Raw genomic sequence first — 13,747 nt, forward strand, 5'->3', positions numbered from 1 at the left:
AGCCTTGCAGAGCGCAGGTTTCCACCATAGCGTGCCCGAATGACCACCAGCACAAGTACCGACCAGTTTGACCGCCCCCTGCTCGGCATCTCTTTGATGCTGGGCTTTTGCCTGCTGATCCCTTTCGGAGACGCGCTGGCGAAATTGCTTGGGCCGTATCTGTCGGTCGTTCAATTGCTCACATTGCGCTTCGCAATCCAAGGGTTGATCCTCTTGCCGATAGTTGCGCTGACTGGCCGGCCCTGGCGCGCCTCGGGCAAGACCTTGGCGCTGATCATCTTGCGCACATTCATGTTAATCCTCGGCATTGGCCTGATGTTCACATCGCTGCTTTATCTGCCGCTGGCAGATGCAGTGGCCATTGCTTTTGTCATGCCGTTTATCATGCTGCTTCTCGGCCATTGGTTTCTCAAAGAAGAGGTCGGGCTGCGGCGCTTGAACGCTTGTTTGGTCGGTTTCATCGGCACATTGCTGATCATCCAGCCCGCCTTTGCCGAGGTGGGCTGGGCAGCACTGCTCCCGCTTGGTGTGGCTCTGGACTTCGCACTGTTCATGCTGGTCACCCGCCAGATATCCGCCACCACGGATCCGATTGGTATGCAGGCCTTGTCAGTGCCCATTGCGCTGCTGGTGCTGATCCCGCTGCATTTCCTGCCCTTGGACCTGCCCGCGCTTGACTGGGTCTGGCCTTCACTCGACATTTGGGGGCTGGTGCTGATCATGGGATGCGTTGGCACCGTGGGCCATCTGTTGATGACCTGGTCGCTGCGCTACGCGCCCACATCCACCCTGGCCCCGATGCAATATCTTGAGATCCCGGCGGCCACATTGGTGGGCTGGATGATCTTTGGAGACCTGCCCGGCCCGCTGGCCAGCCTGGGCATCGCCATCACCATCGCCGCAGGCCTCTATATTATTCTGCGCGAGCGGGCCATGTTAAAGGCGCGCTCTGCAACCCGTCCAGAACCGGATCAAGCGCCTCCGGCGGCAGAATAAGCAGCATTCCCGGTGCCTCCATCTCAAGAGCGACAGGCCCGGAGACCTCATTAGAGGTGCCAATCCGTGTATTTGGCGAAAAATCGATCCCGTCGATCGGCCAGCGCAGACCAAGCGACGTGCCGCGCAGGTTCGTCATAGGAAAGAGCGAGAAGCGCAGGCCTTTGGGCAGGTTCAGCTGCAGTTTCGGCGGGCAGAGCAAGACGATGTCATCCTCGCCCACCAACACACAGCGCCGATCAGCGCGGCGCACCAGCACGTTGAAGACCGCCAATTGGTGATCCACCCGCGCGCCCAGAAACCCATGCGCCAAAACCAGCGGAGCCTCGATATGGCGCAGGCATTTGTCAAAGTCGGTGCTGTCCTGTTCGGCGATATGTTGCAGCACACCGGGCGCAAGCCGCGCCTGCAACTCGGTAGACAAACTGTCCATATCCCCGATCACCGAATCGGGCATATGCCCGCGCGCCAGCAATTCTGCCGCCCCGCCATCGGCGGCAACAGCGCATTTTGTGTCAGAAAGCGCCTTGGTTAACGCTGCGTCAGCGCACCTTCCGCCGCCGACCAATAAAACAGGGCTCTCGCTGTGAACAATTTTAGTATTCATGTCCAATTAATGGCCTTTTGGGAAACAGATCACAATCTAGCCACGAAATGATACGCTGATGATCACAGATTCGGTCACCTTTCGTCGCGGTCGTCATGGTAAACACATTGTTGCAGAACGAATGAAAGTGAGCAGCACATGGTGAGTTCGAGCAAGATTCTCACGGTGTCTTATGGCACCTTTTCCTGCACCGCAGAAGGATTCGAAGATCCTTTGGCGGTGATGAAGGACACAACACATTTCTTCCGCTCCGTTGTCGGAGAGGACCGGTTCTTTGGTGCCGAACCCCCGCAATTTGATCCGGAGCTGGCGTCAGAATTGATGCGTCAACAGATTTCCGCCCCCGAAGGTGGCAAGATTCAACTGGATCTGCCCAGCGGTGTTGCCGCTGCTTCTTCTGGTGCCTTGGCCGCCGCCCTGGCCGCTGGCCCTGCCCGCGCCAAACCCGAGGAATCGGTTTTGGAAGAGGCTCTTCCAGATGATGCGACCATCGAAGCCACCGCTTATGAACCAGCGCCCTCGCCCGATCTCAGTGATGAGGTTGCGCTTGAGGATGACGCGGCAGACAACCAAGGCGATGATACATATGAGATGACTGATCCCGATGCGTCTGCATTTGCCGCAGACGATATGGATCTGTCAGCCGACCTGGCTGGCCCGGCTGAGGATGCGCCTGCTCCGCATTCCACCGGTGCCGCCAGCGTCGCGGCCAAACTGGCGCGCATTCGTGCTGTCGTGTCAGACAATGAAGCCGAGGATTCCACGCCTGAACCAACCGCTCCGACCGCCGAAGCCCCCGCCGAGGAAAGCTTTGACGAAGACACGCTGAGCGCGCTGCTGGGTGGAACCCTGTCCGAACCGGCCCCAGAGGCCCCGGCAGAGGTCGACACCGCGCAGGACGTGGCCGAGGAAGAGGACAATCTCTTTACCGACACCATCGCCAGCGTCATGCAGTCTGCCTCAGACGAGATGGCCGTGGCAGTTGAGGATGTGCCAAATGTTGATGATGTGCTGGATGCGGCCTTTGACGAAGAGGATGAAGATTTTGATCTGATGTCCGCTTTAGATCAGGTCGATCAGGCCGAGGCGGCAGAGACTGTCACCGAAGAACTTGCTGACCTGTCCGATGAGGGGGCGGAAATCTCTGTCGATGATGCCCTGACCACCTGGGATGAGGACAAGCGCGATGACAGTGCCGATCTGGCTGACACCCTGGCCAGCCTGACCGACACCGCGTTTGATGATGAGTATGATGACGGTCTCTTTGACGACGAACCGCTCGAGGCCACCGTCGCCGAAGCCGTCGCAGAACCGGAACCTGCGCCCGCACCCGAACCGGCCCCGCGCCGCGTACGTGCTCGCGTGGTCAAAGTAAAACGCACAGCCTTTGAGCAAGCGGTTCAATCCGGTCAGCTTGAGGAAATCGAAGAACCTGACGTCGAAGACAAGCCGCTATCCGCGCCGCTTTCTGCGACAAGCAGCCTGTCGGATGAGGACGAAGATGATCTCGCCCGCGAATTGGCGGCTGTCAAAGCAGAGCTTGCGGGCGGCATGGAAGGTTGGGACGACGAGGAAACGCCCGAAGTGCAGGCCTCGGATGCCGAGCCGGTCGCACAGGATGACGACGATTGGGGCTGGGATGACGAAGAGGACGAGGATTTAGCAGAGGTTGCCGATGACATGTCCGAACCGCTCCGCCTCGAAGATCCGGTATCCACACCAGAGCCCGAGATTGATCTGAGCGCCGCGATTGACGGGGCCCGCAAGGCGGTGAAACTGGCCAGCCCGGCCCGCGCCATGCTGACCGAGCAAAGCGTCGAAGACTTTGATGAGTCGCGCATTCTCGACCAGACCAATACCGAGCTGGAAGAGCCCGAAGGCAACCGTCGCCGCAGCGCCATTGCGCATCTGCGCGCCGCTGTTGCCGCGACCAAGGCGGACCGGCTTTTGGGCCGCAAACCCACCGAGGCCGAGGAAACCGAACCTTATCGCGAGGATCTGGCCAGTGTCGTGCGCCCCCGTCGCCCGCAATCTGGCGGCGCGCGTACGGAACGCCCCAGCGCCGAGCCTGTTCAGGCCGCACCGTTGAAACTGGTGGCAGAACAGCGGGTTGTCCAGGACGACGTCACTGCGGCACCAGCTGAAGCACCGGCACCAGCCCCGGTCACTCCGGTTCGTCCCCGCCGCGTGGCGCGCTCCAATACGCCCTCGCCGCGTGCTGCACGCCCTCATGAGGAAAGCGCCCCCGCCCCGATGGCCCAGCCAAGCGGCGATGGTGATTTCGCCGCCTATGCCGAAAGCGTCGGAGCCAGCGAATTGCCCGACCTGCTCGAAGCAGCGGCGGCCTATATGTCCTATGTCGAAGGCATGGAACAATTCTCGCGCCCGCAACTGATGACCACCGTGCGTCAGGCCGAGACAGGCGAATCCAGCCGCGAAGATCGCTTGCGCAGCTTTGGCCAGCTTTTGCGCGATGGCAAAATCGAAAAGACATCCGGCGGTCGCTTTACCGCGTCCGAGCGGATCAGCTTTAAACCGTCACGGGCTGCCGGGTAACCGCTCCAGCCCCAACCAAAGACAAAAGGCGACCCAAGCGGGTCGCCTTTTTTTCATGTCTCACGCGCGCGTTTGTCCGCGATGGGACGGTGGGCGGGGCGCCTTTGCGCAGCAAACAGCGCCGCACCGTTCCTAGTCTTGGCCGTCTTCCGGATCCGCATCCGGATCCGCCTGCCCAATCCCCAAAAAGATTGGTTTCAGCGGAAAAACCCAGCCAATGCCCAGCGCCACATAGATCACAAATTGTACAAAGCGCGGCAGATCAGACACCCCAACGCGGTTGGCGATGCTCACCGCCACCACCACGTAAATCGGCATGCCAATCAGCAAGATCACCAGCGCCCAGCGCCGCCGGGCTTTGTAACTCAGAGCCACAGGATCAATCCTCGAACGGGTCAGTGACCAGGATGGTATCATCCCGCTCAGGCGAGGTCGACAGCAGCGCCACCGGGCATTCGATCAACTCTTCGACACGGCGCACATATTTGATTGCATTGGCGGGCAGATCATTCCAGCTGCGCGCGCCCTCGGTGCTTTCGCTCCACCCGTCAATCTCTTCATAGATCGGGGTGCAGCGCGCCTGTTGATCGGCGGCAGTGGGCAGGTAATCCAGACGATCCCCATCCAACTCATAGCCCACACAGATCTTGAGCTTTTCAAACCCGTCCAGCACGTCAAGCTTGGTCAGGCAGATGCCTTTGATGCCCGACGTCGCACAAGTCTGGCGCACCAGCGCCGCATCAAACCAGCCACAGCGGCGCTGACGTCCGGTTGTGGTGCCAAATTCATGGCCGCGCTCGCCCAGACGTTGTCCATCCGCATCCGGCTTGCCCTCTGCATCCAGCAATTCGGTCGGGAAAGGCCCCTCACCCACGCGGGTCGTATAGGCTTTGACGATCCCAAGCACATAATCAATCGAGCCAGGACCGATGCCAACGCCGGTCGCCGCCTGACCCGCAATCACATTCGAAGAGGTCACAAAGGGATAGGTGCCAAAATCGATATCCAGCAAAGCGCCTTGCGCGCCTTCAAACAGGATGCGTTTGCCCGCCTTGCGCTTTTCGTTGAGCACTTTCCAAACCGGCGCGGCATAAGGCAGGATATCCTGCGCAATCTCTTTCAACTGCGTGATCAGCGCGTCGCGATCTACGGCTTCGATGCCCAGACCTTTGCGCAACGGGTCATGATGTTGCAGGGCGCGATCCACGCGCGCCTCAAGCGTTGCATCATCCGCCAGATCCGCCACGCGGATCGAACGGCGCCCCACCTTATCCTCATAAGCCGGGCCGATGCCGCGCCCTGTGGTGCCAATCTTGGTACCCTTGCTGGCGGCCTCTTCGCGGGCGCGATCCAGCTCGCCGTGAATCGGCAGGATCAGCGGCGTGTTTTCGGCGATCATCAGTGTCTCGGGCGAAATCGTCACGCCCTGCTCGCGCACGGTGGCGATCTCTTTGACCAGATGCCAAGGGTCCAGCACAACACCGTTACCAATCACCGACAGCTTGCCGCCGCGAACAACGCCAGAGGGAAGCGCATGAAGTTTATAGACTTTTCCGTCCACAACCAGCGTGTGACCGGCATTGTGGCCACCTTGAAAACGCGCGATCACATCCGCGCGGCTCGACAGCCAATCCACAATCTTGCCTTTGCCTTCGTCGCCCCACTGAGCGCCCACGACAACTACATTCGCCATAACACATCCTTTTCGGTGATGGTTTTCAAACCCGCGCCGGTATATCCAAGCGACACGCAACAGGAAACCGTAAAATGGCCGCAGGTGCAGAAAACGCATATCGTTATGATTGGGCCGAGGCTGCAGATGCCCCGGCCTTGGGTCAGGTCATGTATGCAGCAATCCATAGTGACCCCAGCCCCTATAGCGCAGCGCAGCGGCAGGCCTGGCTGGCCACGCCGCCGGATGGGTCGGGGTGGCGGGCAAAGCTGGCAGCGCAACACGTCGCGGTAGCGCGCAGCGGCCAAGCCCCCATCGGGATGATGACGCTGGACGATACGGGCTATCTGGATCTGGCCTTTATTCATCCCGATTTTCAGGGCCAAGGTCACCTGCGTCACCTCTGGGCCATGATCTCTGAAAAGGCGCGCACCTTGGGCTGCAGGGATATCACCACCCATGCCAGCCTATCCGCCCAAGCCCCGTTTACAGCGCTTGGTTTTAAACTGATCCGTCACGAAGAAGTCGAGAAAGACGGCCAATTCCTAAAACGTGCCGAAATGCGGTTTGTGTTGTAAAGGCGCTGGACCTCTCACACCAATCCGTTAGACCTGACATCACCAAATATGCGGAGACCCGAGATGAGTTTTGCCCTGCGTTGGCTGTTTGCCTTTGTCCTTTTGGCCGCGACCTATAACCCGACCGAGTGGAATTTCACCCGTTGGGCCATGGCCAATTGGGAGGGTAACCTACCGGTCACGGTGCTGACGGCTTTGATCCTGATGGTTGGCTATATCATCTATATCCGCGCCACTCTGCGCAGCATTGGGCTGTTTGGCATGCTCTTGGTTCTGGCGCTGGTCGGCGCGATCCTTTGGGTGCTTTGGGATTTTGGTCTGCTTGATCTCAGCAACCCGCAGCTTTCGACCTGGATCGGCATTTTCGCTCTGTCGATCGTTTTGGGCGTTGGCCTGAGCTGGTCGATCATCCGCCGCCGCCTTTCTGGTCAGGTCGATACGGACGACGTCGAAGAGTGACTGTAGGGTGGGGTTTTACCCCACCTTCACCTCACCCGCATTCAAATGCACCGGATGCCCATGGGGCGTGGCCAGATAGGCGCGTTCCCAACCGGCCTTCAATTCGGCCAAAGCCCCGGCATCGGCCACTTGTTTTTGCGCACAAATGCGCTCCAGCGCCGTGATCCACGCCAGAAAGTAATCATCCCCGCCATTCAGCTCGCGCGATACGCCGTGCTCTTGCAAGACCGCGCCAAAACATTGCGTCCATTCCCGCCAATCAAACACACCTTCCGCGTTCAAATGTACAGCCAAGGCAAAGGCCTGAGCGTGCCAGGGGGCTTCAAAAACAGGTTCCGGCGCACTCATGTCACCGGTTCCAGATAACTTTGCCAGAGGTCACAAGTCACCTCATCCCCGGCCCGCTCCGGCTCGCCCCAGAGATCGCCAGCATCGAAAACCACGGTGTATAGCGGCTCGGGCTGCTCGCCCAACCGATGCGCGGCGGCGTCTGGCAAGACGTGACATCCATGGGAAAGGATGATCTCCCCCTCCACCCCTGCGGCATAGGCCGGTAATCGAGTATGACCGCCATCGAGCATCACATTACGGGCGATGCGGCGGGTGCGCACCTTGTCCCCGATTGCGAATTTTGGTGCTGCCCCGTCACGATTTGCCGGACCACCCGCAGCCAAAACCGTAGCGACTCGCGATGCGCTCAGCTTGCGCTCTTGCAGCTCTTTCGGAGCAGGTTGAGGAGCCGCCCCGGCCAGTTCCTCGCGCGTGACAACGCCCCCATCAACCAGCAGATCTGCAAGGCCCCCCATCCACTTTTCATAATAGGTGAAGCGGCAGTAATCCTTGGGTGACAGGCATTCGCGGGCATGGCGGGAAATGTCGATATTCCACTTGCCCAAGGCCCCCGCCGCCAAGGTGACCGCCAAGGCCCGCGCGTGCCACTCGGTTTCGAAAACCGGCTCATCCGTGCCCGCAATCGGAATGGGCCCGTCGCCAAAACGGCCGCCCATATCATGCACCCGGCTCATGCGCCTTGCTCCTTGGCGAGACCGGTACCGATCATCGACTCCCGTGTGACCAGTTTGGCCAGGTCTTCCTGGCTCAAGCCTTCGCTTCCGGCAGGACGCTGGGGCACCACGAGATAGCGGATTTCGGCAGTCGAATCCCACACCCGAACCTTTTTACCCTCGGGCAAGGTCAGGCCAAATTCTGCCAGAACCTTGCGCGGCTCGCGCACAACGCGGGCACGGTAAGCATCGGATTTGTACCAGCCGGGTGGTATACCCAAAAGCGGCCAAGGATAGCAGGAGCACAAGGTACAAACGACAACGTTATGCGTGTCATCCGTGTTCTCAACCGCCACCATATGTTCGCCCTGACGCCCATAAAACCCCATCTCGCTTACCGCCGCTGTGGCATCGGTCAGCAAGGCGCGGTGAAAATCCTCATCCGCCCAGGCCCGCGCCACCACTGCCGCGCCGTTTTGCGGGCCGATCTTGTTGGCATAGGTTTCGATGATTTCATCCAACGCCGCCGGGTCCAGCAACCCTTTGCGTTCCAACAAGGTTTCCAAGGCCTTGACCCGCAAAGCCGGGTCCGGAGGCAACAATGTGTGCGGGTGGTCGTGGTCGTGATGATCATGTGGCATGGCGCGACTTTGGCTGCTGTTCGCCATGCCGTCCAGTGCTTTGTGTCCGATCTGACAAGACTACCGCTTGCGCCGCCTCGCCAAACCTCCTACATAGCCCGGCAGAACCGCACGCATCTCGCCGAACGCTTATCGTAGGTCCCATGGAAAACGTTATTCTCATCGTCCACCTTCTTCTTGCCCTCGCCTTGATTGGCGTGGTGCTTATGCAGCGTTCCGAAGGCGGCGGCCTTGGCATGGGTGGCGGCGGTGGCGGGGCCATGAGCCAACGCTCGGCAGCGACCGCAATGGGCAAGCTGACATGGATTCTGGCGATTGCCTTTATCATCACCTCGCTCACGCTGACGGTGATTTCTGCGCGCAACGCAACCGGCACCTCGATCCTTGATCGCGTGGGCGGCAGCGCCCCGGCGGCTGTTGAACCTGCCGCACCGGGCGAAGGTCTGGACACAGACGCGCTTCTGCCTCCGCCCTCTGCGGACGGTGGCGACGCCCCATCGGTGCCACGCGCCGACTGATCCGCGCCACAGCGCGATCCCAAACAAAAGGGCGGCTGATTGGGCCGCCCGTTCTTTTTCCTGAACCTCCCCGCGTTGCGTCGCGCAACGCGCCTGACTTGCTGATCCAGACCCGCCCTATGCTTTTCTTTGCCGACCTCACAAAGATACCTGGATCGCCTCGCTTTCCGGCTCTGCCCCAGCGCGCCCTTGTCGCGCCTGGCAAGCCGCCCGCCCAAACCACTACTGGCTGTGTTTGGCAATTTTTCCGCAACATCATCTTGCGGCGATCTTGCCAAAGCGTCCCGAATCCTCTATATCTCGAGTCCCGTGATATAGCTTGGTCGCGACGCTGCCAGAGCTCATAATAATACGCAAAATCACGGGGTTAGCCCAATATGGCACGCTTTATCTTCATCACCGGTGGTGTGGTCTCTTCGCTTGGTAAGGGTCTGGCATCTGCCGCGCTTGGCGCATTGCTACAGGCGCGCGGCTATTCGGTTCGCCTGCGCAAGCTTGACCCCTATCTGAACGTTGACCCCGGCACCATGTCGCCTTTTGAACATGGCGAAGTGTTCGTGACCGATGACGGGGCCGAGACCGATCTCGACCTTGGTCATTACGAACGCTTCACCGGTGTGCCTGCCTCGCGCACGGATTCGATCAGCTCGGGCCGGGTCTATACCAATGTTCTGGAAAAAGAGCGTCGCGGCGATTACCTGGGCAAGACCATTCAGGTCATTCCGCATGTGACCAATGAAATCAAAGACTTCATTTCGATTGGCGAAGATGATGTTGATTTCATGCTGTGCGAAATTGGCGGCACCGTGGGCGATATCGAAGGCCTGCCGTTTTTCGAAGCCATCCGCCAATTCGCCAATGACAAGCCGCGCGGCCAGTGCATTTTCATGCACCTGACCCTGCTGCCCTATATCAAGGCGTCCGGTGAGCTGAAGACCAAGCCGACCCAACACTCGGTGAAAGAGCTGCGCTCGATTGGCCTGGCTCCCGACATTCTGGTCTGTCGCTCCGAAGGGCCGATCCCCAAGAAAGAACGTGAAAAGCTGGCGCTGTTCTGCAATGTGCGCCCCGATAGCGTCATCGCCGCGCAGGATCTGAAATCCATCTACGAGGCCCCATTGGCCTATCACCGCGAGGGTATGGATCAGGCGGTGCTGGACGCGTTCGGCATTGCCCCGGCACCCAAACCCAACCTCGACAAATGGGAAGACGTGGCCGACCGCGTGTTCAACCCCGAGGGTGAAGTGAACGTGGCGATTGTCGGCAAATACGTTCAGCTCGAAGACGCCTATAAATCCATTGCCGAGGCGCTGACCCATGGCGGTATGGCCAACCGGGTCAAGGTCAATGTGGAATGGGTCGATGCAGAGACTTTTGACCGCGAAGACGCCGCGCCGCATCTTGAGAAATTTGACGCCATCCTGGTGCCCGGCGGCTTTGGCGAGCGCGGCACCGAAGGGAAAATCAAAGCGGCACAATTCGCGCGCGAAAACAACGTGCCTTATCTCGGCATCTGCCTTGGCATGCAAATGGCAGTGATCGAAGCGGCCCGTAATGTCGCCGGTCTGACGGCTGCGGGGTCAGAAGAATTCGACCATGAAGCCGGGGAAAAACGTTTTGAACCGGTGGTTTACCACCTGAAAGAATGGGTCCAGGGCAACGAAAAAGTCTCGCGCAAGGTGACGGATGCCAAGGGTGGCACCATGCGCCTGGGGGCCTATGATGCCGTGCTGGCCGAAGGATCGCGCGTCGCCAATGCCTATGGCACAACCACGATCGACGAGCGCCACCGCCACCGCTATGAGGTCGACATCAAGTATCGCGAACAGCTGGAAAAAGCCGGGCTGCGCTTTTCGGGTATGTCCCCGGATGGCCGCCTGCCTGAGATCGTGGAATGGCCGGATCACCCATGGTTCATCGGCGTTCAGTACCATCCAGAGCTGAAGTCCAAACCATTTGAGCCCCACCCCCTGTTCCGCGACTTTGTTCGTGCCGCGAAAGAGGCGTCTCGGTTGGTTTAGTCTGGCCTGTTGAAGTAGGGAGGCCCGTCTAATCCTAGGGCACATATGCCGTGCAAAACGCCAACCAAAAAGGCCTCCCAATACATCATGTCGTGCCCTGCTAGAAAGATTGTATTAATAGTTTCACCAATCATCTGGGCGTCTTTCGCGTTAACCTTGATCCGGCGCTCCTTTAGTCCCTTTTGAGACCTAAGGTATTCAAGATGCCGCTCGATTTCCTGCGGCATAAGGAACTTATTCACTCCTACTTCATACAAATGAACATATGGACGACGCACGTGTAATACTCTGTATCGTAAACGCTTTATCTCGTGGTCCAACCGCCTCGGAACAACAATTGTAAAACTATCAAAGGGCTGGCCAAAAAAATCGATATCTTGATTAATCGGGAAACTCGGTTTTGTTTCTTGCGCCTCATTCAGTAGCTCCCAAACCTTATTAGTAGAAACCCCGGCCGCTGCTCCGATCAAAACGTCAGTCAAACGGCCCGCAACCAGTTTTACCCTTAAAGTTTTTTTATCTTTTAGAGGAAAGAAACTCCTTAGATCGGACAAGTTATACTTGAATAAGAAACCCTGATCTTTCTCGATAACAATAGCCCGGACGTGTTCCGTTAAGACCAATCCTGCAAGTCTTTCGAAATCGATTTCATATAGATCTTCGGCTTGTTCAAATGTAGCCCAAACTTCGTTTCCCATCTCTTTACTCTCGGCGCCAACTTTACTTGTCAAACTAGGGTTCTCTTAAAACGTATCAAATGTCCTGTGTATGAAAAATTGACCTTTACCTATGTCGGCAGGTTACGTCAGGCGGGGCTTAAGACCAAGTTTCAACCAAACAGATCCACCCACTCACCGCCTCGCACTCCGCCGGCCCGACGCGTTCCCCCATCAGGTACAAGAACCCGGCAAAGCCGAAGCCATGGGTGAACAGAACCATGCGGGCGCGGCCGTCATGGGCGGTGCGGGAGAGGGCTGCGTTTAAATCCGGAAAGCCTCGGTTCAGGCGGCGGAATTCGCGGCTCATGGTGGTGGCGATGTCGTAATGCTGGCGCAGGGCCTGGGCATTGACATAGGTAAAAGCTGCAATCGCGATCACAAACAACCCGCCAAACCCGGTGCCAATCTCGCCCGGATAGAAATGCAAAAAACCAAAGAGCGGAATGTAGGAGGTGATGAACATGCCCCAGATGAAATCAATCTTCTGCCAGATCATCACATAGACCCTAAGGTACTCAAACAGTTCCTTTTCCTGGTTGTCGCGATCGATTGGGCCGCTCATCTCTTGAATGCTCCTGATAAAATCCACGCCAAGTGGTACCGGAAGGTTTGCCATTTGTACAAGCGGTGGAATTCCGGATAAAAGCGCAGAAAACGAGGGCCCCATGCTATCATATCAACACAGTTTTCATGCCGGAAATCTGGCGGATGTGCACAAGCATGCATTGCTGGCCTGGGTGCTGGACTACCTGACGCGCAAGGACAAACCGCTGAGCTATATCGAGAGCCATGCGGGGCGCGGGCTCTATGATCTCAGCGATAAGGACGCCACCAAAACCGGCGAGGCGGCGCAGGGTATTCTGAAAATTGCCAATTGGTTTGGTGCAGACAGCCCGTATTTGCGGGCTTTGGACCAAACCCGCGCGGCGCATGGGGCGCAGGCCTATCCGGGGTCTCCTCTCATCGCGCAAGCGCTGCTGCGCGACACGGATCGCCTGCATCTGGCCGAATTGCATCCGGGCGAACATGCCGAGTTGCGCAAGAATTGCCGCGCCAGAAACACCAAGATCCATCAGCAGGATGGTTTGGAACTGGCGCAAAGCCTCGCCCCGCCTGATCCACGCCGAGGGGTTTTGCTGATCGACCCGCCTTGGGAGATCAAGAGCGACTATCAAACCATCCCAAAGGCGCTGCAACAGATCCATCGACGTTGGAATGTCGGTGTGTTGATCCTGTGGTATCCGATCCTAAGTGACAAACGCCATGCGGGCATGGTCGAGGCGCTAAAAACCAGCTTTCCCGAGGCGCTTTGCCATGAGGTTACCTTCCCCCCCGCGCGCAAAGGTCATGGTATGATCGGGTCGGGCATGTTTGTGATCAACCCGCCCTGGGGGCTGGATGACTATGCGGCAAGCTTGACACAGAACTTCAATCAGTTGTGATAGCTATGGAGTGAACCTACCTCATATGGTAGGTTTGCGCGACCTGATTAGGGAAGGATGCCCCGATGCTCGAGCAGCTGACACAGTTCTTTCAACGCAAACACGCGCCCGAAGCCCCGCTGCCCAAGCCGGATGCAAAACTGGCCCTGGGGACGCTTTTGGTGCGCGTGGCCATGGCCGACAAAGCCTATCTGTTTGAAGAGATCGAGCAGATCGACCGCATTCTTGCCAAGGCTTATGATCTGAACCCAATCGAAGCCGCCAAGATGCGCGCCACCTGCGAAAAGCTCGCCTTTTCGGTAGAGAATGACGAGGACATGGCAGCGTTGATCCGCGACAGCGTCGATTACGACCATCGCCGCGAAAAGGTCGAGGCGCTGTGGCAGGTGGTGCTGGCTGATGGCATCACGGATGAGCGCGAGGCCGCCCTGGTCGATTTGATCGAAAAGGTGCTTGGCGTGGATGCGGACCATTCCGAAGCGGCGCGTTTGGCGGCTTCTATTCCGTGAAAGCGCGACGGGTGATTGAGCAAAG

General features: G+C 58.4%; 16 protein-coding genes. 8 read left to right on the forward strand and 8 right to left on the reverse strand.

What is annotated here, in order from left to right:
* The first annotated feature begins 39 nt into the window (after positions 1-39).
* Entirely contained in the window at positions 40-996 is a 957-nt protein-coding gene (locus CLV87_RS00845) for a DMT family transporter (protein ID WP_099244209.1), read from the forward strand.
* Here the strand turns inward: CLV87_RS00845 and CLV87_RS00850 are convergent.
* On the reverse strand, positions 914-1,603 hold the full coding sequence (locus tag CLV87_RS00850) for a thiamine diphosphokinase (protein ID WP_099244207.1): 690 nt from the start codon (positions 1,601-1,603) through the stop codon (positions 914-916). The genes CLV87_RS00845 and CLV87_RS00850 overlap by 83 nt on opposite strands.
* Positions 1,604-1,741: 138 nt before the next feature.
* Between CLV87_RS00850 and CLV87_RS00855 the strand changes: the two genes are divergently transcribed.
* Positions 1,742-4,159, forward strand: a complete 2,418-nt coding sequence (locus CLV87_RS00855; RefSeq protein ID WP_099244205.1) for a hypothetical protein — start codon at positions 1,742-1,744, stop codon at positions 4,157-4,159.
* 132 nt (positions 4,160-4,291) lie between these two features.
* Here the strand turns inward: CLV87_RS00855 and CLV87_RS00860 are convergent, their stop codons facing one another.
* Complete coding sequence (locus tag CLV87_RS00860) at positions 4,292-4,534, reverse strand: DUF2842 domain-containing protein (protein WP_099244203.1); 243 nt, start codon at positions 4,532-4,534, stop codon at positions 4,292-4,294.
* 4 nt (positions 4,535-4,538) lie between these two features.
* Positions 4,539-5,852 (reverse strand): adenylosuccinate synthase, encoded by a 1,314-nt coding sequence (locus tag CLV87_RS00865; protein WP_099244201.1) that lies wholly within the window; start codon positions 5,850-5,852, stop codon positions 4,539-4,541.
* Positions 5,853-5,926: 74 nt separating this feature from the next.
* Between CLV87_RS00865 and CLV87_RS00870 the strand changes: the two genes are divergently transcribed.
* Together CLV87_RS00870 and CLV87_RS00875 are read left to right on the forward strand one after the other, a co-directional pair.
* Positions 5,927-6,409 (forward strand): GNAT family N-acetyltransferase, encoded by a 483-nt coding sequence (locus CLV87_RS00870; RefSeq protein ID WP_099244199.1) that lies wholly within the window; start codon positions 5,927-5,929, stop codon positions 6,407-6,409.
* Between the two features lie 63 nt (positions 6,410-6,472).
* Complete coding sequence (locus CLV87_RS00875; protein ID WP_099244197.1) at positions 6,473-6,868, forward strand: DUF6524 family protein; 396 nt, start codon at positions 6,473-6,475, stop codon at positions 6,866-6,868.
* 15 nt (positions 6,869-6,883) lie between these two features.
* Here the strand turns inward: CLV87_RS00875 and CLV87_RS00880 are convergent, their stop codons facing one another.
* Genes CLV87_RS00880 through nthA form a run of 3 tightly spaced genes read right to left on the reverse strand, consistent with a single transcriptional unit; the run spans position 6,884 to position 8,513 of the window.
* Positions 6,884-7,216 (reverse strand): nitrile hydratase accessory protein, encoded by a 333-nt coding sequence (locus tag CLV87_RS00880; RefSeq protein WP_099244195.1) that lies wholly within the window; start codon positions 7,214-7,216, stop codon positions 6,884-6,886.
* Positions 7,213-7,893: a nitrile hydratase subunit beta gene (gene nthB / locus CLV87_RS00885; RefSeq protein WP_099244193.1), complete on the reverse strand. Its 681-nt coding sequence runs from the start codon at positions 7,891-7,893 to the stop codon at positions 7,213-7,215. Before nthB ends, CLV87_RS00880 begins: the two co-directional genes overlap by 4 nt.
* Positions 7,890-8,513, reverse strand: a complete 624-nt coding sequence (gene nthA / locus CLV87_RS00890; RefSeq protein WP_099244939.1) for a nitrile hydratase subunit alpha — start codon at positions 8,511-8,513, stop codon at positions 7,890-7,892. Before nthA ends, nthB begins: the two co-directional genes overlap by 4 nt.
* 143 nt (positions 8,514-8,656) lie before the next feature.
* On the opposite strand from nthA, the gene secG reads away from it, so the two are divergent.
* Together secG and CLV87_RS00900 are read left to right on the forward strand one after the other, a co-directional pair.
* The gene (gene secG, locus CLV87_RS00895; RefSeq protein ID WP_099244191.1) at positions 8,657-9,031 is read left to right on the forward strand and encodes a preprotein translocase subunit SecG; all 375 of its coding nucleotides are present in this window, start codon (positions 8,657-8,659) and stop codon (positions 9,029-9,031) included.
* 377 nt (positions 9,032-9,408) lie between these two features.
* Positions 9,409-11,052, forward strand: coding sequence for a CTP synthase (locus CLV87_RS00900; RefSeq protein ID WP_099244189.1), 1,644 nt, complete (start codon positions 9,409-9,411; stop codon positions 11,050-11,052).
* Here CLV87_RS00900 and CLV87_RS00905 read toward each other — a convergent pair.
* Together CLV87_RS00905 and CLV87_RS00910 are read right to left on the reverse strand one after the other, a co-directional pair.
* Entirely contained in the window at positions 11,049-11,783 is a 735-nt protein-coding gene (locus CLV87_RS00905) for a hypothetical protein (protein WP_133840658.1), read from the reverse strand. The genes CLV87_RS00900 and CLV87_RS00905 overlap by 4 nt on opposite strands.
* An 85-nt stretch (positions 11,784-11,868) precedes the next feature.
* The gene (locus CLV87_RS00910; RefSeq protein WP_099244185.1) at positions 11,869-12,333 is read right to left on the reverse strand and encodes a hypothetical protein; all 465 of its coding nucleotides are present in this window, start codon (positions 12,331-12,333) and stop codon (positions 11,869-11,871) included.
* A gap of 103 nt (positions 12,334-12,436) precedes the next feature.
* On the opposite strand from CLV87_RS00910, the gene CLV87_RS00915 reads away from it, so the two are divergent.
* Positions 12,437-13,213: a 23S rRNA (adenine(2030)-N(6))-methyltransferase RlmJ gene (locus CLV87_RS00915; protein ID WP_099244183.1), complete on the forward strand. Its 777-nt coding sequence runs from the start codon at positions 12,437-12,439 to the stop codon at positions 13,211-13,213.
* Between the two features lie 65 nt (positions 13,214-13,278).
* Positions 13,279-13,722 carry a tellurite resistance TerB family protein gene (locus CLV87_RS00920; protein ID WP_099244181.1) on the forward strand — a complete coding sequence of 148 codons (444 nt, stop codon included), beginning with the start codon at positions 13,279-13,281 and terminating at the stop codon, positions 13,720-13,722.
* Positions 13,723-13,747 lie beyond the last annotated feature (25 nt).

This window comes from Pelagimonas phthalicica (assembly GCF_004364805.1).
Classification (GTDB): Bacteria; Pseudomonadota; Alphaproteobacteria; order Rhodobacterales; family Rhodobacteraceae; genus Pelagimonas; species Pelagimonas phthalicica.

What these genes read in the sequence shown, in the direction of transcription:
- CLV87_RS00845 (WP_099244209.1), top strand. Translation starts at nt 40, where the DNA reads ATGACCACCAGCACAAGTACCGACCAGTTTGACCGCCCCCTGCTCGGC.
- CLV87_RS00850 (WP_099244207.1), bottom strand. Translation starts at nt 1,603, where the DNA reads ATGAATACTAAAATTGTTCACAGCGAGAGCCCTGTTTTATTGGTCGGC.
- CLV87_RS00855 (WP_099244205.1), top strand. Translation starts at nt 1,742, where the DNA reads ATGGTGAGTTCGAGCAAGATTCTCACGGTGTCTTATGGCACCTTTTCC.
- CLV87_RS00865 (WP_099244201.1), bottom strand. Translation starts at nt 5,852, where the DNA reads ATGGCGAATGTAGTTGTCGTGGGCGCTCAGTGGGGCGACGAAGGCAAA.
- CLV87_RS00870 (WP_099244199.1), top strand. Translation starts at nt 5,927, where the DNA reads ATGGCCGCAGGTGCAGAAAACGCATATCGTTATGATTGGGCCGAGGCT.
- CLV87_RS00875 (WP_099244197.1), top strand. Translation starts at nt 6,473, where the DNA reads ATGAGTTTTGCCCTGCGTTGGCTGTTTGCCTTTGTCCTTTTGGCCGCG.
- CLV87_RS00880 (WP_099244195.1), bottom strand. Translation starts at nt 7,216, where the DNA reads ATGAGTGCGCCGGAACCTGTTTTTGAAGCCCCCTGGCACGCTCAGGCC.
- nthB (WP_099244193.1), bottom strand. Translation starts at nt 7,893, where the DNA reads ATGAGCCGGGTGCATGATATGGGCGGCCGTTTTGGCGACGGGCCCATT.
- nthA (WP_099244939.1), bottom strand. Translation starts at nt 8,513, where the DNA reads ATGCCACATGATCATCACGACCACGACCACCCGCACACATTGTTGCCT.
- secG (WP_099244191.1), top strand. Translation starts at nt 8,657, where the DNA reads ATGGAAAACGTTATTCTCATCGTCCACCTTCTTCTTGCCCTCGCCTTG.
- CLV87_RS00900 (WP_099244189.1), top strand. Translation starts at nt 9,409, where the DNA reads ATGGCACGCTTTATCTTCATCACCGGTGGTGTGGTCTCTTCGCTTGGT.
- CLV87_RS00910 (WP_099244185.1), bottom strand. Translation starts at nt 12,333, where the DNA reads ATGAGCGGCCCAATCGATCGCGACAACCAGGAAAAGGAACTGTTTGAG.
- CLV87_RS00915 (WP_099244183.1), top strand. Translation starts at nt 12,437, where the DNA reads ATGCTATCATATCAACACAGTTTTCATGCCGGAAATCTGGCGGATGTG.
- CLV87_RS00920 (WP_099244181.1), top strand. Translation starts at nt 13,279, where the DNA reads ATGCTCGAGCAGCTGACACAGTTCTTTCAACGCAAACACGCGCCCGAA.